The organism is Glycomyces terrestris (assembly GCF_003933745.1).
In the GTDB taxonomy this organism is placed as follows: Bacteria; Actinomycetota; Actinomycetes; order Mycobacteriales; family Micromonosporaceae; genus Glycomyces; species Glycomyces terrestris.
The window spans coordinates 214979-238696 of sequence record NZ_RSEB01000001.1 but is presented as its reverse complement, the minus strand read 5'-3'; the positions used below and the strand labels follow the sequence as shown (position 1 = coordinate 238696).

At 71.5% G+C, this 23718-nt stretch carries 22 protein-coding genes; 20 read left to right on the top strand and 2 right to left on the bottom strand.

Annotated elements, in window-relative coordinates; all coding sequences use genetic code 11:
- Positions 1-12 precede the first annotated feature (12 nt).
- The 8 genes from EIW28_RS25310 (at position 13) to EIW28_RS01090 (ending at position 8900) form a co-directional block, all read left to right on the top strand.
- Positions 13-147: a sugar ABC transporter permease gene (locus EIW28_RS25310; protein ID WP_197717007.1), complete on the top strand. Its 135-nt coding sequence runs from the start codon at positions 13-15 to the stop codon at positions 145-147.
- On the top strand, positions 144-1037 hold the full coding sequence (locus EIW28_RS01120; protein WP_125245884.1) for a carbohydrate ABC transporter permease: 894 nt from the start codon (positions 144-146) through the stop codon (positions 1035-1037). The genes EIW28_RS25310 and EIW28_RS01120 overlap by 4 nt, the downstream gene beginning before the upstream one ends.
- Positions 1038-1223: 186 nt before the next feature.
- Entirely contained in the window at positions 1224-2993 is a 1770-nt protein-coding gene (locus EIW28_RS01115; protein WP_125245883.1) for an ABC transporter ATP-binding protein, read from the top strand.
- Positions 2990-4723: an ABC transporter ATP-binding protein gene (locus EIW28_RS01110; RefSeq protein WP_125245882.1), complete on the top strand. Its 1734-nt coding sequence runs from the start codon at positions 2990-2992 to the stop codon at positions 4721-4723. The genes EIW28_RS01115 and EIW28_RS01110 overlap by 4 nt, the downstream gene beginning before the upstream one ends.
- Before the next feature lie 39 nt (positions 4724-4762).
- Positions 4763-5419 carry an MptD family putative ECF transporter S component gene (locus EIW28_RS01105; protein ID WP_125245881.1) on the top strand — a complete coding sequence of 219 codons (657 nt, stop codon included), beginning with the start codon at positions 4763-4765 and terminating at the stop codon, positions 5417-5419.
- 15 nt (positions 5420-5434) lie between these two features.
- Complete coding sequence (locus EIW28_RS01100) at positions 5435-6181, top strand: energy-coupling factor transporter transmembrane component T (RefSeq protein ID WP_125245880.1); 747 nt, start codon at positions 5435-5437, stop codon at positions 6179-6181.
- Positions 6178-7659: an ABC transporter ATP-binding protein gene (locus EIW28_RS01095; RefSeq protein ID WP_125245879.1), complete on the top strand. Its 1482-nt coding sequence runs from the start codon at positions 6178-6180 to the stop codon at positions 7657-7659. The genes EIW28_RS01100 and EIW28_RS01095 overlap by 4 nt, the downstream gene beginning before the upstream one ends.
- On the top strand, positions 7656-8900 hold the full coding sequence (locus tag EIW28_RS01090) for an MFS transporter (protein ID WP_125245878.1): 1245 nt from the start codon (positions 7656-7658) through the stop codon (positions 8898-8900). Before EIW28_RS01095 ends, EIW28_RS01090 begins: the two co-directional genes overlap by 4 nt.
- On the opposite strand, the gene EIW28_RS01085 is transcribed toward EIW28_RS01090, so the two are convergent.
- Entirely contained in the window at positions 8884-9552 is a 669-nt protein-coding gene (locus tag EIW28_RS01085; protein WP_232013758.1) for a TetR/AcrR family transcriptional regulator, read from the bottom strand. The two genes, EIW28_RS01090 and EIW28_RS01085, sit on opposite strands and share 17 nt — an antisense overlap.
- A gap of 225 nt (positions 9553-9777) precedes the next feature.
- On the opposite strand from EIW28_RS01085, the gene EIW28_RS01080 reads away from it, so the two are divergent.
- The 5 genes from EIW28_RS01080 (at position 9778) to EIW28_RS24045 (ending at position 14311) form a co-directional block, all read left to right on the top strand.
- Positions 9778-10863, top strand: a complete 1086-nt coding sequence (locus tag EIW28_RS01080; RefSeq protein WP_125245877.1) for a FecCD family ABC transporter permease — start codon at positions 9778-9780, stop codon at positions 10861-10863.
- Position 10864: 1 nt separating this feature from the next.
- Positions 10865-11659 (top strand): ABC transporter ATP-binding protein, encoded by a 795-nt coding sequence (locus EIW28_RS01075; protein WP_125245876.1) that lies wholly within the window; start codon positions 10865-10867, stop codon positions 11657-11659.
- Positions 11656-12639: an ABC transporter substrate-binding protein gene (locus tag EIW28_RS01070; RefSeq protein WP_125245875.1), complete on the top strand. Its 984-nt coding sequence runs from the start codon at positions 11656-11658 to the stop codon at positions 12637-12639. The genes EIW28_RS01075 and EIW28_RS01070 overlap by 4 nt, the downstream gene beginning before the upstream one ends.
- Positions 12636-13871, top strand: a complete 1236-nt coding sequence (locus EIW28_RS01065) for an MFS transporter (protein ID WP_125245874.1) — start codon at positions 12636-12638, stop codon at positions 13869-13871. Before EIW28_RS01070 ends, EIW28_RS01065 begins: the two co-directional genes overlap by 4 nt.
- Before the next feature lie 92 nt (positions 13872-13963).
- The gene (locus EIW28_RS24045; RefSeq protein WP_158630244.1) at positions 13964-14311 is read left to right on the top strand and encodes a Dyp-type peroxidase; all 348 of its coding nucleotides are present in this window, start codon (positions 13964-13966) and stop codon (positions 14309-14311) included.
- Here EIW28_RS24045 and EIW28_RS01055 read toward each other — a convergent pair.
- A complete protein-coding gene (locus EIW28_RS01055) occupies positions 14302-15804 on the bottom strand; it encodes a cellulase family glycosylhydrolase (RefSeq protein WP_125245873.1) in 1503 nt (500 codons plus the stop codon). The two genes, EIW28_RS24045 and EIW28_RS01055, sit on opposite strands and share 10 nt — an antisense overlap.
- Before the next feature lie 181 nt (positions 15805-15985).
- Here EIW28_RS01055 and EIW28_RS01050 point away from each other — a divergent pair, with 181 nt between their 5' ends.
- From EIW28_RS01050 to EIW28_RS01020, 7 genes are all read left to right on the top strand, one after another.
- Positions 15986-17251 (top strand): ROK family transcriptional regulator, encoded by a 1266-nt coding sequence (locus EIW28_RS01050; protein ID WP_125245872.1) that lies wholly within the window; start codon positions 15986-15988, stop codon positions 17249-17251.
- Between the two features lie 148 nt (positions 17252-17399).
- Positions 17400-18569 (top strand): GTP-binding protein, encoded by a 1170-nt coding sequence (locus tag EIW28_RS01045; protein ID WP_125245871.1) that lies wholly within the window; start codon positions 17400-17402, stop codon positions 18567-18569.
- Positions 18566-19414, top strand: a complete 849-nt coding sequence (locus EIW28_RS01040; protein WP_158630243.1) for a methyltransferase — start codon at positions 18566-18568, stop codon at positions 19412-19414. The genes EIW28_RS01045 and EIW28_RS01040 overlap by 4 nt, the downstream gene beginning before the upstream one ends.
- A 33-nt stretch (positions 19415-19447) precedes the next feature.
- Positions 19448-20224: a class I SAM-dependent methyltransferase gene (locus EIW28_RS01035; RefSeq protein WP_125245869.1), complete on the top strand. Its 777-nt coding sequence runs from the start codon at positions 19448-19450 to the stop codon at positions 20222-20224.
- 328 nt (positions 20225-20552) lie between these two features.
- The gene (locus tag EIW28_RS01030; RefSeq protein ID WP_125245868.1) at positions 20553-22379 is read left to right on the top strand and encodes a choice-of-anchor M domain-containing protein; all 1827 of its coding nucleotides are present in this window, start codon (positions 20553-20555) and stop codon (positions 22377-22379) included.
- Positions 22380-22399: 20 nt separating this feature from the next.
- Positions 22400-23044, top strand: coding sequence for a choice-of-anchor M domain-containing protein (locus EIW28_RS01025; protein WP_125245867.1), 645 nt, complete (start codon positions 22400-22402; stop codon positions 23042-23044).
- 3 nt (positions 23045-23047) lie between these two features.
- Entirely contained in the window at positions 23048-23677 is a 630-nt protein-coding gene (locus EIW28_RS01020; protein ID WP_125245866.1) for a choice-of-anchor M domain-containing protein, read from the top strand.
- Positions 23678-23718 lie beyond the last annotated feature (41 nt).

The following is a 23718-nucleotide window of genomic DNA, read 5'->3' as shown; positions in this document are numbered from 1 at the left end:
CTGTCGGTCTCCATGTTCATCTACCGCGCCGCGTTCCAGCGGCAGGAGCTCGGTTACGCCGCCGCCGCGGGCGTCGTCATGTTCATCATCATCTTCGTGCTCGGACGCCTCAGCTCCAGCGCGTTCGGCGTGGGGAGAAACCGATGACCACCACCGCACTCGACCGCACCGCCGATGCCAGGCCGCAGGCCAGCGCTCCGCGACCGTCGCGGCCGCGATTCCGCCCGGCGCGCCTCGGCCTGTACGTGACGCTGTTCCTGCTCGTCGCGATCTACCTGGCACCGCTGGTGTGGGCGCTGTCGTCCTCCTTCAAAGACCGCAGCGAGATCTTCTCGTTCCCGCCCGAACTGTGGCCCGGCGAACCGACGACGGCCAACTACGCCAACCTGCTCGCGGCGCAGCCGTTCTGGAGCTGGACGCTCATGAGCACCGGTGTGGCGCTGGTGAGCACCGCCGCCGTCGTCTTCCTGTGCTCGCTCGCCGGCTTCGGGTTCGCCAAGTACGAGTTCCGCGGCAAGCGGCTGCTGTTCGACGTCATGTTCTCCTCGCTCGCGATCCCCTTCGCGGTCATCGTCGTGCCGCTGTTCATCCTCGTCGCCGAACTCGGCCTCGCGCACCCGCTGTTCGCGCTGATCGTCCCGTGGGTCGCCCCGGCGTTCGGGATCTTCATGATGCGCCAGTACGCCGAGCAGTCCATCCCCGACGAGATCCTCGACGCCGCCCGCATCGACGGATGCTCGGAGTTCCGGACCTTCTGGACGATCGTGCTCCCGCTCCTGCGGCCGGCGCTCGGCGCGCTCGCGGTCTGGAGCTTCCTGGGCGCCTACAACAACCTGCTGTGGCCGCTGGTCATCGTGTCCGAACCGGAGTTCTACACCGTCCCGCTCGGCCTCCAGGCCCTGTTCGGCGCCGAAGGCCGCCAGTACGACCTCGTCCTGGCCGGCTCGATCCTCGCCGCCGTCCCCGCCATCGCCGTGTTCATCCTGCTGCGCAAGCAGCTCGTCTCCGGACTGACCGCCGGCGCGGTGAAGTCATGACCACTGAACCGTAAGGAGCAGCCGTGCACCCCGACCTGCCGCACCGGGGGGCTCCGGCGCTTGAAATAGGGCTCTCATCTTGATTTGCAGCTGATAGAACGCTGTTCTATAGTATGGAAGTCATTTTCAATTAGGTGGTGCCGTGACGGCTGTCGCGGTCGCCGGCGAGCCCGAGAGGTCAGGTGGATGGGAACGACGTCGGAGCAGGCGGACGCGGAGGGTTTCTTCGCGCCGGTCCGGGGCAGTCTCGCCGCGATCGTGGCACTGAGCGTCGTCGGTGCGGTCAGCAGCGTGGTCCCGTTCATCGCCGTGGTCGAGCTCGCGCGGACCCTGCTGCCGGCGCTCGACGGCGAAGCCGTCGACACGGGTCGAGTGTGGACGATCGTGGTGATCGCGGTCATTGCGCTCTTCGCCGGCTTCGGTGCGGCGTTCGCCTCCGGGGCCGTCAGCCACTTCGCCGACGCCGAACTCCAGCTCTCGTTGCGGCGCAGGATCATCCGGCACTTGCAGCGCCTGCCCCTCGGCTGGTTCGACGCCCGCAGCTCCGGGACGGTCCGCAAGCTCGTCGAGAACGACGTGACCGCCCTCCACCAGCTCGTGGCCCACACGATCCAGGACGTCATCACCGCCGTCGCGGTCCCGGTGATCGGACTCGTCTACCTGTTCGCCGTCGAGTGGCGCATCGCCCTCGCGGCGCTGCTGCCGCTCGTGGTCACGATCGTGCTGTACGCCATGATGATGCGCGGCGGGGCCGAGCAGTACCGCCGATACGACCAGGCCACGACCCGCCTCTCGGGCGCCACGGTCGAGTTCGTGCACGGCATCGCCGTCGTCAAGCGGTTCGGGCAGCTCGGCCGCAGCCACCGCCGCTACCGCGAGGCGATGCGCGAGTACGTCGACTTCATCGGCCAGTGGACCCGCGACACCGCACTCTGGTTCACCGCCATCGAGGTCGCCACCTCGCCCGCGGTGGTCCTGGCCTGGCTGCTCGCCGTCGGCCTCTGGCTCGTCGAGGCCGGCGCGGCCCCGATCGACGTCCTCCCCGGCGTCCTCCTCGGACTCGGCCTCTCCGGCCCCCTGATGAAGCTCGGCTCCTCCGCGCAGTTCCTCCGCAACGCGACCAAGGCCCAAGCATCCCTTGCGGACTTCCTCGCCCTCCCGCCGGTCCCGCAGCCCGATTCGCCGCAGGAGCCCGCGGGCGCCGACGTCGGCCTCGACCGGGTCGCGTTCAGCTACGACGGCGAGCACCGCGTCCTCCACGACATCACGGCGACCTGCCGCCCCGGCACGGTCACCGCCCTCGTCGGCGCCTCCGGCTCCGGCAAGTCCACCCTCGCGAAACTCGTGCCCCGCTTCTACGACGCCACCGCCGGCGAGGTCGCCATCGGCGGCGCCGACGTCCGCGACACCGCCTCTGCCGACCTGTACCGCCGCGTCGGGTTCGTGTTCCAGGACGTGCAGCTCCTGCGCGCGAGCCTGCGCGACAACATCCGCCTCACCCGCCCCGACGCCGCCGACGAGCAGATCGAGCGGGCCGCCCGGGCCGCGCAGATCCACGACCGGATCATGCGGTTCCCCCGCGGCTACGACTCGGTGGTCGGGGAGGACGCGAACCTCTCCGGCGGCGAGGCCCAGCGCGTCACCATCGCCCGGGCGCTCCTGGCCGACCCGCCCGTCCTCGTCCTCGACGAGGCCACCGCGTTCGCCGACCCTGATTCCGAAGCCGCGATCCAGTACGCGCTCAGCGCACTCGCGGCCGACCGCACGGTCCTCGTCATCGCCCACCGCCTCCACACCGTCACCGGCGCCGACCAGATCCTGGTCCTCGACGGCGGCCGCATCGCCGAACGCGGCACTCACGCCGAACTGCTCGCCCGCCAGGGCCGCTACGCCCGCATGTGGGCCGACTACCGGGCCAACCACGCCCGCTCACTCCCGGAAGGAGCCCGAGGATGATCCGCCGCCTGCTGCACCACTCCACCCCGAAGGCGCGGCGACTGCTCATCGCCGAACTCGCGTTCATCGTCGCGACCGCCGTCCTCCAAGGCGTCGTGTTCCTCATGCTCGTGCCGCTGCTCCAGGCCCTGTTCACCGGCGACACCGCGGCGGCCCGCACCTGGCTCCTCGCGCTGGCCGCGACCGCCGCCGCCTGCGCGGCCGCGCACTGGACCGCCAGCCAGATCGGCATGCGGGCCAGCACCGCGGTGCTCGACTCCCTGCTCACCCGCCTCGGCGACCGGCTCGTCGAACTGCCGATCGCCTGGTACGCCACCGACCGCTCCGGGCAGACGACCCAGCTCGCCACGCACGGCGCGATGTTCGCCGCCTCGGCCCCGTACGCGGTCCTGCGCCTCATCCTCGCCGGGTTCATCACCCCCGGCACCGTCCTGGCGGGCATGTACCTCTTCGACTGGCGACTCGCACTCGCCATGACCGCCACGGTCCCCGTGATGTGGCTGGTGTTCCGGTGGCTGCGCCGCGGCATGGAACGCGACGACGCCGAGCACGCCGCCGCGGTCGCCGAGACCTCCAACCGGGTCATCGAGTTCGCCCGCGCCCAGCCCGCGCTCCGCACCGCCGCCGACGGCTCGATCGCCGACCGGCTCGTCGAGGACGCGCTCCAGCGCCAGCACCGCGCCTACCGCGGCCTGCTCGTCACCGGCGGCGCCGGGATCGCGACCTTCACCGGCGTCGTCCAGCTCGCCCTCACCGTCGTCATCGTGCTCGGCGCCTACCTCGCCGTCGGCGGCTCGCTCGAACCGGCGACGTTCATCGCGCTGCTCGTCCTCGGGGTGCGCTTCACCGAGCCGATCGCCAACTCCGGCGCGCTCGGCGGCGGCGTCGCGATCGCGAACACCGCGCTGGGCCAGCTCGACGAACTCCTCGCCCTCGAACCGCTCCCCGAACCGGCACGGCCGCGGGAACCGCAGGACTGGTCCATCGCATTCGAGGACGTCACCTTCGGCTACGGCGCCGACCCCGTGCTGCGGGACCTGTCCTTCACGGCCCCTTCAGGACGGATGACCGCGATCGTCGGCCCGTCCGGCTCCGGCAAGACCACCGTCACCAAGCTCGTCGCCCGCTTCTACGATCCCGAGCGCGGCACCGTCCGCATCGGCGGCGTCCCCGTCCCCGAACTCGGCACCGCCGCCGTCGAGGCCGCCGTCGCCCCCGTCTTCCAGGACGTCTACCTCTTCGACGACACCATCCTGAACAACGTCTGGATCGGCAACCCGGCCCTCAGCCGCGACGAGGTCATCGCCGCCGCCACCCGCGCGCGGGTCGACGAGATCGCCGACCGCCTGCCCGACGGCTGGGACGCCCGCGTCGGCGAAGGCGGCTCCAACCTCTCCGGCGGTGAGCGCCAGCGCGTCTCCATCGCCCGCGCCCTCCTCAAGGACGCCCCGATCGTGCTCCTGGACGAGGCCACCTCCGCGCTCGACATCGGCAACGAGATCGCCATCGGCGACGCGATCGACGCCGCCCGCGAAGGCCGCACCATGATCGTCGTCGCCCACCGCCTCCAGACGATCATGACCGCCGACCAGATCCTCATGCTCGACGGCGAAGGCGGCATCCGCGAATCCGGCACCCACGCCGAACTCCTCGCCGCCGACGGCGCCTACGCCCGATACTGGCGCGAACGCGTCGACGCCACCGGCTGGCAGCTCACCCCGACCCGCTGACCCCCGACCATCCGATCCCTTGCCCCGAAAGGAACCGAAATGAGCGACCGGCCCGTCGCCGCACCGCCCGAGAACACGTCCGCCGAGCCCTCGACCGCCGCGGCCCCGCGCCGGACGCGGTTCTCCGCCCGCGACCTGCTCAACGTGGCGCTGTTCGCGGTGCTCTACTTCGTGATCGTCTTCGCGATCGCGATGCTCGGCATCGTCAGCCCCCTCGTCATGCTCCTCACCCTGCCCCTCAGCGTCATCGCCGCCGGCATCCCCTACATGCTGTTCCTCACCCGCGTCCGCCACGCCGGCATGGCGGCCCTCTTCGGCCTCGTCATCGGCCTCCTGTTCCTCGTCACCGGACACCCCTGGATCAGCACCCTCGTCACCGTCGCCGCCGCGCTCGCCGCCGAAGCGGCCCTGCGCCTCGGCAGGTACCGGTCGCGCTGGGCCGCAATCTGGGCGCACGCGCTGTTCTCCCTGTGGTTCATCGGCCCGATGGTCCCGCTGCTGCTCGACCGCGCCGCGTACCTCGACTCGCCGGGCATGCGGGCGATGGGACCGGAGTACGTCGAGGCCTTCGACCGCACCGTGTCCGTCACCGTCCTCTGGGCCTACAGCGGCTCCACACTGGTCTGCGGCCTCCTCGGCGGCCTCCTGGGCGCGTTCCTGCTCAAGAAGCACTTCACCAAGGCGGGCCTGGCGTGAACACCTCCGAACACCATGTCCGCGCCGGCACTCGCTGAGGTCGCGGCCCCGGCGACCGCCGTCCGGTCGCCGGGGCTCGACCCCCGCACGAAGGCGCTCCTCGTCATCGCGGCGAGCGCGGCCGTCATGGGCCCAGGCGGCCTCCGGTTCGTGCCCGCCGCACTGGCACTCGCGGTCGGCCTCGCCCTCTGGGAGCGGGCCTGGGCGCGCGCCGCATCGCTGACGGCCGCGGCCGCCGCGATGTGGGCCGTCGGCTGGCTGCTGCCGGAGTGGTGGGCGAACCCGGTCACCGCGGTCGCCTCGCTCGCGTGCGCCTACCTGATCCGCTTCACCGCCGCGGCCGGCGTCGGCATGCACCTCATCGCCACCACCACGCCGACCGCCCTCGGCTTCGCCTTGCGCGCGTGGAACACACCGCGGCCCGTCGCGGTCACCCTCGCGGTCATGCTCCGCTTCTTCCCCGTCGTCGCCGCCGAGGCGGCCGCGGTCCTGGACGCGATGCGGCTGCGCGGCCTCGCCGGCGTCGGCGGGTTCCTCCGCCACCCGCTGCTCAGCGTCGAGCGGTTCACCGTGCCCCTCATCGCCGCCAGCCTCCGCGCCAGCGAAGACCTCTCCGCAGCCGCCGTCCTGCGCGGATTCGGCTCGCCCCGCACCCCGACCGCCCTGCACCCGCCCCGGTTCGGCCCGGCCGACGCCGTCCTCGTCCTCGGCACCGCCGCGCTGGCGGCCGCCGCCCTCCTGCTGCCCCAGCCGCTGACATGATCGAACTCGAAGGCGTCTCCTGGACGTACCCGCATGCCGCGCAACCGAGCCTGCGCAATCTTGACCTCCACATCAGACCGGGCGAGTTCGTCGTCCTGTGCGGCGCCAGCGGCTCCGGCAAGTCGACGGCGCTGCGGCTCATGAACGGCCTCATCCCGCACTTCCACGAAGACGGCACCCTCTCCGGCACCGTCCGCGTCGCCGGCCTGACCACCGCCGAGGCGCGCCTGGACGAACTCGGCGCCGTCACCGGGACGGTCCTCCAGCACCCGCGCCGCCAGTTCTTCACCGACACCGCCGAAGCAGAGGTCGCCTTCGCGATGGAGCAGTTCGGCTTCCCGCCCGGCGACATCCGCGCCCGCGTCGACGGCGCACTCTCGGCACTGTCCGCATGGGTCCCGCTCGACCAGTCGCTCCAGCGCCTCTCCGGCGGCCAGCAGCAGCAGGTCGCCATCGCCGCCGCCACGGCTCACGGCCCGCGGGTCCTGCTGCTCGACGAGCCCAGCGCCAACCTGTCCGCCGACGCCGTGGACCGGCTGCGCGCCGTCTTGGGGGAGCTGCGCGCCCGGGGCACCACGGTGGTCGTCGCGGAGCACCGGCTGCGCTACCTCCAGCACCTGGCCGACCGGATCGTCGTCATGCGCGAGGGCGCGATCGACACCGAATGGACGGCCGCCGAGTTCAACGCCCTCACCGACGAAGCCCTTGCGCGCGAAGGACTCCGCGGCCGGGTGGCCGTACCGGTGCTCAAACCCGCGGCGGCCGAGGGTGCGAGCGTGGTTGACAGCGCTCTCGACGGTGCGCCCGCGCAGACGGACTCCAGCGGCCTCGAACTCGTCGGCGTCAAGTGCCGCCTCGGCGGGCGCACCGTCCTCGACCTCGACTACGCGTCGTTCGCGGCCGGCGCCGTCACCGCGGTCAGCGGCGCCAACGGCGCCGGCAAGTCCACACTGGCCCGGATCGTCGCCGGCCTCCAGCGGTCCACCGGACAGGTGCGGCTCGGCGGGAAGCCGCTGCCGCGCCGCGCCCGGCAGCGGACCGCCGCGATCGTCATGCAGGACGTGCAGCGCCAGCTCTTCACCGACAGCGTCCGCGCCGAGATCGACGCCGCCGGGGACGGCGACGGCGAGGCGGCCATGTCCGACCTCGACCTCGCGCAGCTCGCCGACCGGCACCCTCTGTCCCTGTCCGGCGGCCAGCAGCAGCGGCTCGTCATCGCGACCGTGCGCGCCGCCGCCCGACGCGTCGTGATCTTCGACGAACCCAGCTCCGGAGTGGACCGCCGCCACCTCCGTTCCATCGCCGACCAGATCCGCCGCACCGCCGCCGACGGCGCGGTGGTACTGCTCATCAGCCACGATGACGACCTTCTCGACCTCGCCGCCGACCGCCGCCTCACACTGCGGCGCCCCGACCGAGGCCCAACGAACAGCGACCCAACGAACAGCGCCCCAACGAACAGGGACCGAACCCCATGACCGACACCGTCCCGGCTCCTCCTGTATCCGCCCAGCCTCAGGTCCGCCTGGTGCTCGGCGCGGTGTTCCTCGTCTACCTCGCCCAGATGACGCTCAATCCGATCATCGCGCCGCTCGCGCGCGAAGTCGGCCTCGCCGAATGGCAGATCGGGCTGACCATCAGCGTTGCGGCGGCCATGATGGTCGCCACCAGCCAGGTGTGGGGCCGGCGTTCACAGTCGCAGGGCCGCAAACCGGTGCTCGTGGCAGCGTTCACGCTCGCGGCCTGCGCGACCGCTCTGTTCGCCTTCGTCTCCTGGCTCGGCATGCGCGGCGTCGTCACTGGCACGCTCCTCTTCGGACTGTTCTTGCTCCTGCGCGGCATCGGGTTCGGCACCGCGATCTCGGCGGTTCCGACGACCGCGCAGGCGTACATCGCCGACGTCACCACCGACGAGGCCGCCCGCGTCAAGGGCATGGCCGGCGTCGGGGCCGTCCAGGGCATCGCCATGATCGCCGGGGCCGTCGTCGGCGGCGCGCTGGCGGCCTTCGGGCTCATCGTGCCGCTCATCGCCGTCCCCGTCATTCTGGCCGTGGCGCTGGCGTTCCTCGCCCTGCGGCTGCGCCGCGAACCACAGCACGAGCTCATCGAGAAGCCCGCGAGCGTCAGTCCGTTCGACACGCGGGTCTGGCCGTTCCTGCTGGCCGGGTTCACCATGTTCACCGCGCTCGGCTTCATCCAGATCCTCATCGGCTTCCTCATCCAGGACCGCTTGGACCTCGGCGCCGAGGCCACAGGCCTGACCACCGGCGGCGCGCTGCTGGCCGCGGGACTGGGGCTCGTCGCGGCGCAAGCCGTCATCGTCCCCAAGAGCGGCTGGACGCCGCGCACGCTCCTGCGCGTCGGCACCGTCGTCGCGGCGCTCGGGTTCGCGCTGCTCATCCCCGACCTCGGACTGCCCGGCATGCTGGGCTCGATGCTGGTCGCCGGCCTCGGCATGGGCACGGCGATGCCCGGCTACACGGCCGGGCCCACGCTCCTGGTGAGCCGCGAAGAGCAGGGCGGCCTGGCCGGACTCACCAGCGCCACCACCGGCCTGACCTTCGTGATCGCCCCCACCGCCGGCACCGCGCTCTATGCGATCGCTCCGGCCCTGCCCGTGATCGTCGCGACCGCGATCCTGGTTGCCCTCGCCGTGTTCCTCTCCATGCACCCGCGGTTCCGTGCCGAACCGTCGCAGGCGCTCACGCCTCCCGCGTGAACCGCTCCAGGCCCGCCAAGACGGTCTCGATGACGAACCGGTAGTACTCGTCACCGGCATCCGACCGGGAGGTGAAGCCCGCGGTCAGCTCGGTCAGAACCTGGACGCCGGGGCTTTCGGCGCCGATCCGCTCGAAGTCGCGGACGATCTGGGCGTGGTCCCGCGAGCCGTCGTCGGCGTGCACGAGCCGCTCGTCGGCGGCGGCGACCGTGAGCACGGCGCTGTTGAGGATCGCGGCGTAGGCCAGGCCCGTCTGCTCGCCGAACCCGGCGCGCTTCAATGCGGCGATGCCGTCGTCGATGATCGGCGTCAGGTGCTCGAAGGTCGGGCCGTGCATCATGAGCCACATCGCCACGCCCGGATACGGGCTCAGGATCGCTCGAGCGGGGAACAGCAGCGCCCGGAACCAGTCCTGCCATGCCAGCGCCGGGTCAGGCCGCCGCATCTGCGCGGTCACGCGTCCGGCGACCTGGCGGCACAGCTCGTCCTTGCCCCCGACGTGGTGGTAGATCACCGACGGCACCACGTCGAGCCGCTTCGCCAGGTCGCGGATCGACCACGTGTGGAGTCCCCGCCCCTCGGTCAGCTCCATCGCCGCGTCCACGATGCGCTCGGGAGACAGGCCCGCGAAGCGCCTCGATCGGTCGTTCAACGCCGCTCCTCAATCTCGACAGGCCCTGATGGTCGCCTACACCTGCGACGCCCGGCCGCGGGGTCCATCGTGCAGTGGTCACGACCGCTCCGGGACCCGATGCCCGATTCATACGAGTCCGCTGCCCGTAAGCGAAAGGCGGCTCACACTCTCGGCAGCCCCACCCATTATCAGGAATGGTTGTCATTATTCTTTCCTCGATCGCCCTCAGCCGGAAGGACCCCCATGCCCCGACTCGACGCCCGCGCGCACCCTGAAACGATTCGCCGCGCCGGGCGCACGCTGCGGGTCGGACTCGTGGCGATCGGCCTGGCAGCCCTGCTCGTCGCGTCGGCCCTGGTCGCGATCGGCGCCGGTCCGGCCTCGATCGCCCCGGCCGACACCGCCGGGTACTTGTGGGCGGCGCTCACCGGCGGCACGATCCCGGCCGACGAGGTGAGCCGGTACCAGATCATCTGGCAGATCCGAACCCCGCGCGTGCTGCTCGCGGCCGTGGTCGGCGCGGGTCTGGGCGCGATGGGCGTCGCCGTGCAGGCGATGGTCCGCAACGCGCTCGCCGAGCCCTACCTTCTCGGCGTCTCCGCCGGAGCCGCCACCGGTGCGGTCTCGGTCGGCGTCTGGGGCGGCCTCGGGGCCCTTGGCATCTACGCGGTCTCCACGGGAGCGTTCCTGGGCGGGCTCGTCGCCTGCGCCGTCGTCTACCTCGCCGCCGCCCGCGCCTCGGTCCTCAGCCCGCTGCGGCTGGTGCTCGTCGGCGTCGCCATGTCCTTCGCGTTCCAGGCGGCCACGAGCGTCATCGTCTACTTCGCGCCGAACGCCGAAGCCGCCAGCACCGTCCTGTTCTGGACCATGGGCGGATTCGGGGCCGCGTCCTGGGCGACGCTTCCTGTAGTCGCGGTCGCCGTCGCGGCGGGCATCGCGATCCTGGCCTTCCGGGCCGGACGGCTCGACGTGCTCTCCCTCGGCGACGAGGCCGCCGCCAGCCTCGGCGTCGACACCGGCCGCGAACTGCGATGGCTCCTCGTGCTCACCTCGGTCGTCACCGGCGCGATGGTCGCCGTCTCCGGCGCGATCGGCTTCGTCGGCCTGGTCGTGCCGCACCTGATCCGCATCTGGGTCGGCGCCTCGCACGCACGCGTGCTCGCGGTCGCGCCCCTCGCGGGGGCACTGCTGATGGTCTGGATCGACCTGGCCTCGCGCACGCTGGTCGCGCCGCGCGAGATCCCGGTCGGCGCGGTCACCGCCCTCATCGGCGTCCCGGTCTTCGTCTACATGCTGCGCCGCCGCGCCTACCTGTTCGGAGGGAGCTGACATGGACCTGCGTCTCGACGGGCTGAACGTCGCCCTGGACGGCGTCCGCATCGTCCACGACCTCACCCTCGACGTCCCCAGCGGCAGCGTAGTCGGCCTGTTGGGCCCCAACGGGTCCGGCAAGACCACCGCGCTGCGGGCCGTCTACCGCGCCCTGTCGCCCGAGAGCGGCGCGATCCTCGTGGACGGCGCGGACCTGTGGGCCATGCACCGCCGCGACGCCGCCCGCACCGTCGCCGCCCTCACCCAGCAGCACCACACCTACCTCGACTTCACCGTCGCCGAGATCGTCGCGATGGGCCGCCACCCGCACCACCCCCGCGGCGGGCGGCTCAGTCCGGACGAGCTCGCGCTCTGCCGCGACGCCATGGCCCGCGTGGACGTCGCCCACCTCGCCGACCGGGGCGCGCTCACCCTCTCCGGCGGCGAGATGCAGCGGGTCCTGCTCGCCCGCGCCCTCGTCCAGGAGCCGCGGATCCTCGTCCTCGACGAGCCCACCAACCACCTCGACCTGCGCCACCAGCTCGGCCTGCTCTCCCTCATCGCCGCCGCCGACGTCACGGTCCTGGTCGTTCTCCACGACCTCAACCTGGCTGCGGCCGTGTGCGACCGGATCGCCGTCCTGCAAGGCGGCGCGCTCGCCGCGGTCGGCACTCCGCACGAGGTGCTGACCGCCGAGCTGCTGCGCGAGGTCTTCGGCGTCGACGCCGAGATCGTGCCCCATCCGCACACCGGCCGTCCGCAGGTCCTCCTCGGCCTCCCCACATCGTCCCCAATGGAAGGAATCCCGAAGTGAACACCCGCACCGCCCTCACCGCTGGCTTGACCGTCACCCTCGCAGCGGCCCTCGCCGCCTGCGGCGCCGAAGTCGAAGGCGGCGGCGACGCCGCCACGGTCACCGTCAACCGCTGCGGCGAAGCCGTCCAGTACACCACCCCGCAGAACGCGGTCACCTATGAAGCCGGCAGCACCGACAAGATGCTCGTCCTCGGCCTCGCCGACCACATCAAGGGCTACGTCATGCCCCCGGCCAACCCGCCGGTCGAGGAGTCCCCGTACGCCGCCGAGTACGCCGAACTCGAATTCCTCGGCGACGACCTGCTCAACCGCGAACTGGTCGTCGACGCCGGAGCCGACTTCGTCGTCGCCGGATGGAACTCCGGGTTCAGCGACGAACGCGGCATCACCCCCGAGATCCTCGACGGCCTGGGCATCCAGAGCTTCATGCACACCGAATCGTGCTTCAACTACCCCGAGTTCCCCGAGGAGACCTCCCCGCTCGAGGGCCTGTACACCGACCTCGAACGCCTCGGGCAGATCTTCGGCGTCGAAGACAAGGCCGCCGAAGTCGTCGCCGATTACAGGGAACGCGTCGCCGCCGTCGAAGCCGCCGCCCCCGAGGGCGAACCGCTCAAGGTCTTCCTCTACGACTCCGGCACCGACCAGCCCTACACCGCCGGGAACCAGGTGCCGCCCAACGACATCTTCACCAAGGCCGGCGCCGTCAACGTCTTCGCCGACCTCGATGAGCGCTGGACCCAGGTCGGCTGGGAGTCCGTCGTGGAATCCCAGCCCGACGTGATCGCCATCCTCGACTACCAGGACCAGCCCGCCGAGGAGAAGATCGAGTTCCTCAAGACCAACCCGAACACGAAGGACCTGCCGGCCGTGGTGAACGACCGCTTCTTCATCCTCGACTACAACGAGGCCATCTCCGGCCCCCGCGTCATCGACGGCATGGAGGCCTTCTCCGAGTACCTGAACTCGATCCAGTGACCGCGCTGCGCCAGGACACCGCGCCTCCGAGCGAGGCGCGGCTGTGGGCCGAGCTGTGGCCGCTGCTGCTGGCCTCGGCCGTCAGCCTCCTCCCGTTCACGGTCTACTCGACGTTCCTGGTGCCCATCGCCCGTGACGCGGGCGGCGACGTGGCCGCCGTCGGGGCCCTGCGGGGCCTCGGCGGCATCACCGCGCTCGCCGTCGGCGTCACTGCCGCACCGCTGCTGGAGCGCTTCGCGAAACGGCGCGTCGGCGCGGTCGCACTGGGCATCCTCGCCGCCGGTTCGCTGACGGCACTCCACGGCAGCTTCCCCGCGCTGGTCGTCTTCTGCGCCGCGATCGGCTCCTCCACGGCACTCCTGACTCCCGCGCTCTTGGCGGCGGCCGCGGACCGGTACGACGATGCCGCGACCTCCGGGCGGGCCGCCACCCTCGTCTCCGCGACCCAGGCCCTCGCGGCCGTCGCCGCCGGACCGGTGATCGGCGTCGTCGCGGCGCAGACCGGCTGGCGCGGTGCCCTGGTCATGACCGCGGCCCTCGCCACGGTCCTGGCGATCGGCTTCGCCCTGCGACCCGATCCGCACCGGCACACCGGCGGCTCCGAGCGGCCGCCGGGCTACCGCGACGCATTCCGGCAGATCGCCGGCAGGCGGATCCTCTTGGCGCTCATCTCGGCCGCCTCGTTCCGCACCGCCGCCCTCATGGGCTGCCTGGCTTACATGGCCGCCTGGTACGACCACGCCTTCGGCCTTGACGCCGCCCTGTTCACGCTGGTATGGACTGTCAGCGGCCTCTCGTTCTTCCTCGGCAACTACTTCGGCGGCAGGTGGATCGGCCGCACCGAGGACCCGCATCAGGTCGCTCTCGCTCTGTTGGGCGGTGTCCTGGCGGCGACCGCTGGCCTCGTCCTCCTCTTCGCCGCGCCCTCACTGGTCCCCGCGATCGCGGGGACCGCGCTCCAGTCCGCGGGCCACGCGGTCACGGCGGCGGCGATCACCGCGCTCATCGTCCGCCGCGGCGGGCCGGTGCGCTCGGCCGCGTTGAGCGTCAACGCCGCCGGGATGAGCCTGGGCACCTTCGCCGGCGCGAGCCTCGGCGGGGCCGGACTGGCCCTCTTCGGCTACCCTGGCATCGCTGGAGCGCTCGTGCTCCCGCTCCTGGCCGCGACTGCGATCGCGGTCGCGATCTGGAGAGCCGTATCGCCCAGTCGATCTGCGGACCCCGCCTCCTGAGTGCGCTTCCCCGACCGGCGGAGGCTTGTGGCAGCCAGACCTGGTTGGACAAGGGGCCGGTCCGTCGCCGTCGGCCGATTTCGTGTGATGCCGTGGCAAGCAATTCGGCCGGAGGCCGCCCGGACCGGCGCGTGAGCTTCAACGCCCACATCCGCCGTGCCGCCGAAGGCGGCGAGGTCATGCTGCGGCGCTCGTTCGACTACGACGAGGGCCCGACCGCCGAGGGGCTGCCCGACACGGGCCTGGTGTTCATCGCCTACCAGGCCGATGCCGAGCAGTTCCTCGCCATCCAGCAGCGGCTGTCGGACGCGGACCTGCTCAACGACTACGCCGTCCCGATCGGCTCGGCCGTCTTCGGTCTTGACGCCTCCTGCCGAGGTCTGCTGAGGCACAATGGAACTCGACAGGAGGCCTCACGCAGGACTCAGGGTCACAGGTAGGGGCTCTGCGTGAGCAGGTGGTCCCGGTAGCCCTCGCCGACGCCGGGTTCCGGGATTCCGGACCAGTCCTTGATGAGGACCGCGCCGGTGGTGCAGCCCCACGGGTTCCAGGTCCAGGCCAGGTAGCCCATGCCGTTCGCGTCGGCCCAGTTCACCAGCTCCTGCATGTAGTCGAAGCCGCAGTCGTCCTGGCCGAACTCGCCGAGCACGACCGGCACCTCCTGCATCAGTGGGGCGATCTCGGCGTCCCAGCAGGACGCGGTCACGCAGCGGTTGAAGCTGTACGAATGCCAGGACGCGGCGATGTTGTTCAGCGGGTCCTCCGGCATGTAGGCCAGCCATTCCCGCATGTCGTTGGTCCACTCGAGTCCGCTGACCATGAGGATGTTCGTGGCGCCGGTGCTGCGGACCGCGTCGACGAGGTCCTGCATGCCGGCCACCTCGTATCCGATGCCGGCGCAGGTGCCGCCGTCGCGCAGGCACTGCCAGCCCAGCGTCTTGTCCCAGTCGCTGGCCATGTCCGGGTACGGCTCGTTGAACAGGTCGAAGACGACGGCGTCGTTGCCCTTGAAGGTCTCGGCGACGCCGGCCCAGAACTGCGGGGCGTACTGCGCGTCGGGCATCGGCTTCTGGCAGGTGGCGTGCACATCGGTGCAATGCCAGTCCGGGCCGGTGGTGTAGGCGCCCCAGGTCCAGTGCAGGTCGAGGATGACGTTGATGCCGTTGGCGACCAGGAGATCGACGTAGTCCTTGATGCCTTGCTGGTAGGCGGCGCCGCTGGGGGAGCCGTTGAGGCCGAGCCAGCACTCCTCGTTGAGCGGGAGGCGCACGGCGTGGATGTTCCAGGTCTTCATGGCGTCGACGGACGCCTGGTCGACCGGGCCGGAGTCGAACAGGCCCTTGCCCTGGACGCACGCGAACTCGGCGGAGGACCGGTCCACACCGAGCAGCCGGTACGGCTCGCCGTCCTCGGTGACGATCTGGTTGCCGGAGACGCTGAGCTGCGGCGCCGGACCGTCCGGCGGGGTGGTGGTCGGGTCCTCGGTCGGGGTGGTGGTCGGACCCCCGGTGGGCGTCGTCGAGCCGGTGCAGGGTATGCCGTTGAGCGAGAAGGACTCCGGCTCGGGGTTGGCATCGCGCCAGGTGCCGACGAACCCGATCGAGGTGGAGGCGTCGGTGTCCAGCGACCCGTTCCAGCTCATGCTGGCGGCGGAGACGCCGGTGCCGGATTGGGTCCACACGGCGCTCCAGCCCTGGGTGACCTGCTGGCCGACGTCCGGGAAGTCGAAGGTCAAGGTCCAGTCGGACATGGCGTCGCCGAGGTTGGTGACGTCCAGGTCGGCGCGGAACCCGCCCGGCCACTCGCTCTGCACGGTATAGGTAACCGCGCAGCCCGAGGCGGCCGCCGATGCGGGAAGGGTCGCCGTCGCCAAGCCGCCCAGTACCAGTGCGCCGACGGCGCCGGCGACCAACAGTGTCTGACGATGTCGCATCACAGCTCCTTTGCTCGTGAGGGATGTGTGGGAGCGCTTCCGTACTCACCTTAGTTAGGCAGCCGAAGAAAGTCAAGAATGTAGATGAATCTATGCTTAGGGGCATCGTCCGGCCGCTCGGGCGAACGGGCAGGCAGCCGGGTAAGCAAGGCGGCTTTGCAAACCAGCGAAGGGAGCACGCGTGGCGCTCAGGCCGACGTGGACGAGCAGATCGAGGACCAGAGGCAAGATCCTGGACGCCATCCGTGCGTCCCGCACGATCAGCCGAGTGGAGCTCGCGGCGGCGACCGGACTCACCGGTGCCACGATCTCCGAGCTCGTGCGGGAGCTCATCGACGACGGACTGGTCGTCGAGGCCGGCCGAGGCGCGCCGACCGGCGGCAAGCCGCGCACGCTGGTGCAGCTCGACCCCCGGGCCCGCTACAGCGTCGGCGTCCAGATGGAGCGCAACGTCTGCGTCATCGTCATCGTCGACCTGGCCGGCCGGCCGGTGGCCCGAACGTCGTTCCGCGGGGTGGCGTCGATGCCGCCGGACCAGGCCCTGCCGATGATCGCCTCGCAGGTGGACGCCCTGCTCGCCATGGCCGCCGTCGACCGCGACCGGGTGCTGGGGGCCGGGCTGGTCAGCTACGGCCCGCAGGACCGCCGCGCGGGGGTGCTCTTGAGCCCGCAGCCCTCCGAGCCGTGGCTCGAATACCCGGTCGCGGAGCGACTCGCGCAGAGCCTCGGCCTGCCCGTGCTCCTCGACAACGACGCCGCGGCCGCCGCGATCGGCGAATACTGGATGGGCGCGGTCGACCGACGCAGCACCTACGGCTGCATCTACATGGCCAGCGGGATCGGCGGCGGAGTCGTGGTCGCCGGAGACGTGTACCGAGGCAGCTCCTCCAACAGCGTCGAACTCGGACACATGTCGATCGACGTCAACGGCGACCCGTGCCCGTGCGGCAACGTGGGCTGCCTGGAGAACTACGCCGGCCCGTCAGCCCTGGTCCGGCAGGCCGCGGCCATGCCCGCGCTGGCCGAGCGACTGGTGCCCGACCCCGACAGCGCCGACTTCCTCACCGAGTTCGCGCGGATCGCGGCCGCAGCCGACGCCGGTGATCCGGACGCACGTCACCTGATCGAGCGGTCGGCCCGCTACCTCGGCGCCGCCGCCGTCACCATGACCCTCCTCTTCGACGTGGACGCGATCATCCTGGCCGGTCCGAGCTTCGCGAAAGCGGGCTCCGTCTACCAGACCGTGATCCAGGAGGAGGTGGACCGCCGCACCGCCGCCTGGCGGACGCACCCGGTGCGGGTGGCGCCGTCGGTCAACGGCCCCGACGCGGCAGCGATCGGCGCAGCGGCCCTCGTGCTGCAAAGCGAGCTGACCCATGGCCGGACTCAGACGGGGAGGGGCCCCGGCAGCCATGCGCGGCCGGTGGCCGCGGTCGCGGATGACTAGGCCGTCCGCCGTGATCTCGTAGTCCCGGCCGGCTCCCTCTCGGCGAATGCAATGGGATGGTCCTGGTGAGGCAGGGTGGACGCGGTCGTGGGGAAGTGGCTCACATCCGGCCCGACAGCTTCAGTTAGACTGATAATCATTTCCAATAATGATTGGAGTCCCGGTGAAGCGACTGCCGGTCACCGTGCTGTCCGGGTTCCTGGGCGCCGGAAAGACCACCCTGCTCAACCACGTGCTGCGCAACCGCGAGGGCCTGCGCGTGGCCGTCATCGTCAACGACATGAGCGAGATCAACATCGACGCCGGCCTCGTGCGGGAGGGCGGGAGCCTCTCCCGCACCGACGAGCGCCTGGTCGAGCTGAGCAACGGCTGCATCTGCTGCACACTGCGCGGCGACCTCCTCGACGAGGCCGCGAAGCTCGCCCGGGAAGGCCGCTTCGACTACCTCCTCATCGAGTCGAGCGGCATCTCCGAGCCGATGCCGGTGGCGGCCACCTTCGCCTTCGGCGAGCTCGAGCACGGCCTGCTCTCCGATCTCACCGAGCTCGACACCATGGCGACCGTGGTCGACGCCGCGAACGTCCTCATCGAACTCGAACGCGGCGACGACCTCGTCTCGCGCGGGCTCGACGCGTACGAGGACGACGACCGCACCGTCGCCGACCTCCTCATCGACCAGATCGAGTTCGCGGACGTCATCGTCCTCAACAAGACCGACCTCGTCGCGCCCGCCGACGCCGACAGGATCGAAGCCGTCCTCCGGCGGCTGAACCCCGAAGCGCGCCTCGTGCGGTCGAGCCACGGCGAGGTGGACGTGCGGCGCGTGCTCGGCACCGGCCTGTTCGACCTCGACCGCGCCCAGGAGGCCCCGGGCTGGGCCAAGGAGATCAACGGCGAGCACGTGCCCGAGACCGAGGAGTACGGCATCTCCAGCCTGCTCTTCCGCGACCCGGCCGGTTTCCACCCCGAGCGGCTGTGGAAGCTGGTGTCCGAACTGGACTCCGGTCGGTTCGGGAACGTGCTGCGCTCCAAAGGCTTCTTCTGGCTCGCCACCCGCCCGGCCGTGACCGGCCTGTGGTCCCAGGCCGGGGCCGTGGCGCGCTTCGACCCGTTCGCGGCGCGCGACGAGGAGCAGGGGCAGGAGCTCGTCTTCATCGGCGCCGACCTGAACCACGCCGAACTCGAACGCGCCCTTCGCGACTGCCTCGTGCGCTCGGGGGAGGACCAGGCCCCCATGGTCGACCCGTTCGAACCGTGGACCGCCCACGGCCTCGACCACCACGACCACGCCCACGCCCACGCCGGGAGCCTCCATTGAGTTCGCCGATCGCGCTCGACTACAGCGAACAGGAGCGCTGGCTGCGGCAGAGCGCCGCCCGCAACGCCGAACGCGACCGGCGCCTCGCCGCCGAGTTCGCCGTCGCCGGATACGACCGCGCGGCCGACATCGGCTGCGGCGCGGGCGGCATGGCCGCGGCCCTCAAGTCCGCCCGCCCGGGCGCCGCAGTGCTCGCCGTGGACTCGGACGCGGCCGTGCTCGACATCGCCCGCTCCTACGCCGCCGAACACGGCGCCGACCTCGACTTCCGCACCGCCGACCTCGACGCCGGAGCCGAGGCGATCCGCGACGCGCTCGGGGGACCGGTCGACCTGGTGTGGGCCGGGCACGTCGTCCACCACGCCGTCGACCAGCAGGCGGCCCTCGACGCGCTCGCCGCGAACCTCCGGCCCGGCGGGCGCATGGCCGTCGCCGAAGGCGGCCTGGGCGCGCGGATCCTCCCGTGGGACATCGGGTTCGGCAGACCGGGCCTGCACGCCCGCCTCGAGACCGCCGGAAGCCTGCGGATGGAGGCCGAGAACGCCGAGCGCGGCGCCGTCCCGATGCCGTACGGCTGGACCAGGGCGCTGCGCCTGGCCGGGCTGCGCGACATCGAGACGCGCACGGAGTTCATCGACCGCCCGGCCCCGCTCGCCGGCGGCGACCTGACCGAAGCCCTCGACAGCCTCGCCGCGCGCGTGGAGTGGTTCGGCGACTTCCTCGACGGCGAGGACCGCGACGTCTGGCAGGCCCTGCTCGACCCCGCCGACTCCCACTGGCTCGGCAACCGGGACGACCTGCACCACTGGGAGATTCGCACCGTGTACACCGGCCGCCGCGCATAGAGTGGGGACCGCCGCATCAGAGAAGGGGAACCGATGGACGCAGGAGCACTGTGGAGCCGCGGCGACTACGCCGCCGCCGGCGACCGCTGGGCCGAGGCGAGCACCCGGGTCGCGGAAGCGCACGCCGCCGCCGGCCTCGACGTGCTCGACATCGCATGCGGCCCAGGCGCGCTCGCCATCGCCGCGGCGAGGGCCGGAGCCCGGGTGACCGGTCTCGACGCCGCCCCGGCCCTGCTCGACCTGGCCCGGACCCGAGCCGAGGCCGCCGGTGTCGCGGTGGACTGGATCGAAGCCGACATGACGGCGCTCCCGGTGCCTGACGAAGCCTTCGACCTGGTGGCCTCGGCGTTCGGATGCATGTTCGCGCCCGATCCCGAGGCCATGGCCGCCGAACTCGTCCGCGTGTGCCGACCGGGCGGTCGCATCGCCGTCCTCGCCTGGACGCCGGAGTCCGCCTTCGGCGCCATGGGGCCGCTCGCCGGGGCCTACCTGCCCGGCCAGGGCGTCGGCGCCCCCGTCCACCGGTGGGCGCGGGCCGACAGCGTCCGCGAGGTCTTCGCGGGACTGCCGGTCGAACTCGAATCCACCGTGCGCACCGTGAACGTGGTCTGGGCGGACCTGGACCAGGCGATGTCCGAGCTCACCGGGGGCAACCCCGCGTGGCTCGCCATCCGCGCGGGCGTCGAGCCGACCGGTCGCTGGCCGGAGCTCGAATCCCGGCTGCGCGAACTCCTGGCCGAGCGCGGCCGCACCGACACCTGGTTCACGCTCCCGGTCGACTACCTGGAGACGGTCGCGACCAGGGCCTGAGCCGCCTCACGCGGCGGGCGCCGCTGTCGGCCTCGGCGCGGCCGTCATCCGCCGCCATGACGCGGCTCGTCGTCGCACTGCCTCCGGCCTCATCGGCGGTGCGGCCGTTCGCGCCGCCCGGGCGCGACAGGGGCCGTTCAGATAGCGGCGTCCGCATATGCGCATGTGCTCGGTATTCAACGTCACTCGACTTCGGACGGGGCCGCTGCCTGCGAAGACGCCTCCGTTCCCGACCGACCGAAATCTCCGGTCACATGGGACTCGATAATGATAATGATTTCCGTTAGCATGAGGGGGACCCCGTCCTTGAACCGCGAAGGAACCCCCGATGACCCTCGCCCCAGCACTGCCGCGGGCGGCCGCCCTCGCCGCGGCGCTCCTGCTGACCACCGTGGCGGCCCCGGCCGCCGCCGAGCCGACCCACGACGGCCGGGTCGTCCTCTCCGCCGGGCACACCGACGCCATGAAGGCCTACCTCGAAGGGGACCGCCTCGAGCTGCGGGTCAGCGACGACACCGGGGACGTCACCGTGGAGCGCGACCCCGAAGACGTCCTCTTCCAGGTCCTGCCCCAGGCCGAGATGGCGATCCCCGAAGGCGGCATCCTCGACTTCCTCGGCGAACCCGGAGATCCGATCTGGTTGCTGCCCTTCACCCAGGACCACGAACTGCTGTGGCCCGGCTGGAGCACCGAACCGCTGAAGGCCGGGCAGTTCGAGGACGACCGGATCCAGATGACCCTGGTCGGCGTCGACGGCCCCGGCGACCTGGCCCTGTGGAGCCTCAGCAACTTCGGCTCGCCGCAGGTCCTCTACAACTCCCGCGACGGCCTCCCGGACGCCCTCGCCGTCGGCGTCAACTCCCACGTCCACGCCGCGTGGGCCTTCACCGCGGAGGGCTCGTACACCCTCACGTGGAAGATCACCGGCACCCTCGCCGACGGCACCCCGGTCGCCTCCGAGAACGTCGACTACCACTGGCACGTGGGCGAACTGCCCTCCGAACCCGATCCCGACCCGGACCCCGGCAACCCTGGCCTCGACGACCGCCTGGTCCTCGCTGAAGGCCACGTCGACGTGCTCAGCCCCGACTTCGCCAAGGGCGCCCTCGCCCTCGAGATCAAGGACGGCAGCAAGGTCCACGACCCCACCGCCGTCTACCGCGACCCCGACGACGTGGCCCTCCACGTCGTCCCTGAGACCGAGACGGAGCTGACGGCCGAACACGTCAGCGGGCTCGGCCTCCAAGGCCGATTCAACGCCGGCGACACCGTGTGGTGGCTGCCCGACACCGACAAGAGCGGCATCCTCTTCGCCGGCTGGGACACCGCCCGCATCGCAGGCGGCGAACTCCGCGACGACGCGCTCTCGCTGAACCTCACCGGCGTCGAAGGCCCCGGCGACCTGTACATGTTCCAGCTCGACGACTTCGGCGGCAACACCACCCTCATCGACAGCGCCGACGGTCTCCCCGACGCGATCCCCACCCGCGCCGGCTCTCACGCGCACGCCAACTGGTTCTTCACCGAACCCGGCGTCTATACCCTCACCTGGCAGGCCCAGGCGACCCTCGCGGACGGCACCGCCGTCACCTCCCCGCCGACGCAGTACGTCTTCGTCGTCGACGAATGGCCCGGCGGCGACCCGGACCCCGACCCCGATCCTGAGCTGGAGAACACCCAGACCATCACCGCGAGTCTGGACACCGACGCGGGCGGCCTGGTCATCAGCGTCGACCCCGATGACCGCGACGTGGTCCTCCCGGCCATGGCGCTCGACAACACCGCGACCCGCTGGACCAGCGAAGGCGAACTGCGCCCGGTCACCGTCACCGACACCCGCTCCGCCGACCCCGGCTGGAACGCCGCCGCACAGGTCTCCGACTTCACCGGCGCCGACGGCGGATTCAGCAGCAACCACCTCGGCTGGCTCCCCGGCGTCGTCTCCACCGGCGCCAGCCAGCAGGTCACGCCGGGCCCGGCCGTGGAGGGCGCCCTCGACGGCGGCCCCGGCCTGGCCACTTCGCAGATCCTCGCCGCCGCGGCCTCCGGGGCCGGCAACGGCACCTGCGTGCTCGGCGCCGACCTCCAGTTGGAACTGCCCACCGACGTCGAGTCCGGTACCTACACCGCGCTCGTCACCTTCACCGCCATCTGAACACCGAGAAGGGAACCCCCTTGCGAACCATCGCGAAGCACTCCGCCGTAGCCGCTGCCGCCGCAGCCGTCGTCGCCATGACCGCCGCCCCCGCGACCGCCGCCGAGGCCGACTACACGATCCTGTCCGAGGGCCACGTCGACGTCATCGGCATCGCCTACGAGGCGGGCGAGCTCGAGCTCCACGTCCACGACGAGGAGACCGACGCCGAATACGCCCCCGGCGAGGTCCTCCTCAAGGCCAACAACGAAGCCAAGACCACGGTCCCGGCCGGGTACGACTTCATCGGCGCGCCCGGTAGCAATGCCTGGATCCTCCCCGACACCGAGGTCGAAGGCCTCCTGTTCGCCGGCATAGGCACCGAGGAGATCGCCCTCGGCGACCTCGTCGGCGACAGCGTCACCCTCACCGTCCACGACGCCGTGGGCCGCGGCGACGTCGCCCTGTACAACGTGGACGACTTCGGCAACCCCGAGGTCCGCTTCGACTCCAACGACGGCGCCGGCTCCTGGGAGGTCGCGGCCGCCAGCCACGGCCACCTGAACTGGGCCTTCACCAAGTCCGGCATCTACAAGCTGACCGTCGAGGCCGAAGGCGTCGACGCCGCCACCGGCGAGTCCGTCTCCACCGGCGAGGTCGACTACTGGTTCTGGGTGGAGGCCTAAGCCATGCGCACGCTCAAGAAGACCTCGCTGCTCGCCGCCGCGATCGGCGCGGTCGCGGCACTCCTGTTCTCCGGCACGGCCCAGGCCGCGACGACGATCAGCTCCGGTCACGTCGACGTCTTCGCCATCGCCTACGACGACACCGCGAACAAGCTCGACCTCAACGTGAAGATCTACTCCACCGGCCAGACCATCGAACCGGCCGACGCACTCTTCGATGTCCACAGCGGACACCAGGTCACCATGGCCAGCGCCACCGCCTGCCGCTGGGACGCCGGCGCCAACTGGGTCCTGCCCCGCACCGAGCAGACCGGCAAGATCTGGGCCGGCTGGAACACCGACGGGCTGAACCTCGCCTCCTTCGGCGGCAACGTCAAGGTCAACCTCGTGAGCTACTCCGCGCCCGCGGGCGGTCACGTGTCGATCTACGACTCCACCACCAACACGACCCGCCTGCACACCAACAGCGGCTGCGGCGCTTCGGCGATCACGGTCACCGAATCGCACCACCACCCGACCTGGGTCTTCACCGAGCCCGGGGTCTACACGCTGACCCTGCGACTCTCGGGCACGCACAGCGTCGACGGCGCCGTGACCTCCGACCCGGTCACCTACACCTTCGACGTCGGTTAACCGACCACTTCCTCCCCAGAAGACGCGGGGCGGTCCACGCC

Excerpts from the sequence above, each read along its gene's own strand:
- EIW28_RS25310 (WP_197717007.1), top strand. The coding sequence starts at position 13 with ATGTTCATCTACCGCGCCGCGTTCCAGCGGCAGGAGCTCGGTTACGCC.
- EIW28_RS01120 (WP_125245884.1), top strand. The coding sequence starts at position 144 with ATGACCACCACCGCACTCGACCGCACCGCCGATGCCAGGCCGCAGGCC.
- EIW28_RS01115 (WP_125245883.1), top strand. The coding sequence starts at position 1,224 with ATGGGAACGACGTCGGAGCAGGCGGACGCGGAGGGTTTCTTCGCGCCG.
- EIW28_RS01110 (WP_125245882.1), top strand. The coding sequence starts at position 2,990 with ATGATCCGCCGCCTGCTGCACCACTCCACCCCGAAGGCGCGGCGACTG.
- EIW28_RS01105 (WP_125245881.1), top strand. The coding sequence starts at position 4,763 with ATGAGCGACCGGCCCGTCGCCGCACCGCCCGAGAACACGTCCGCCGAG.
- EIW28_RS01100 (WP_125245880.1), top strand. The coding sequence starts at position 5,435 with ATGTCCGCGCCGGCACTCGCTGAGGTCGCGGCCCCGGCGACCGCCGTC.
- EIW28_RS01095 (WP_125245879.1), top strand. The coding sequence starts at position 6,178 with ATGATCGAACTCGAAGGCGTCTCCTGGACGTACCCGCATGCCGCGCAA.
- EIW28_RS01090 (WP_125245878.1), top strand. The coding sequence starts at position 7,656 with ATGACCGACACCGTCCCGGCTCCTCCTGTATCCGCCCAGCCTCAGGTC.
- EIW28_RS01080 (WP_125245877.1), top strand. The coding sequence starts at position 9,778 with ATGCCCCGACTCGACGCCCGCGCGCACCCTGAAACGATTCGCCGCGCC.
- EIW28_RS01075 (WP_125245876.1), top strand. The coding sequence starts at position 10,865 with ATGGACCTGCGTCTCGACGGGCTGAACGTCGCCCTGGACGGCGTCCGC.
- EIW28_RS01055 (WP_125245873.1), bottom strand. The coding sequence starts at position 15,804 with ATGCGACATCGTCAGACACTGTTGGTCGCCGGCGCCGTCGGCGCACTG.
- EIW28_RS01045 (WP_125245871.1), top strand. The coding sequence starts at position 17,400 with ATGATTGGAGTCCCGGTGAAGCGACTGCCGGTCACCGTGCTGTCCGGG.
- EIW28_RS01035 (WP_125245869.1), top strand. The coding sequence starts at position 19,448 with ATGGACGCAGGAGCACTGTGGAGCCGCGGCGACTACGCCGCCGCCGGC.
- EIW28_RS01030 (WP_125245868.1), top strand. The coding sequence starts at position 20,553 with ATGACCCTCGCCCCAGCACTGCCGCGGGCGGCCGCCCTCGCCGCGGCG.
- EIW28_RS01020 (WP_125245866.1), top strand. The coding sequence starts at position 23,048 with ATGCGCACGCTCAAGAAGACCTCGCTGCTCGCCGCCGCGATCGGCGCG.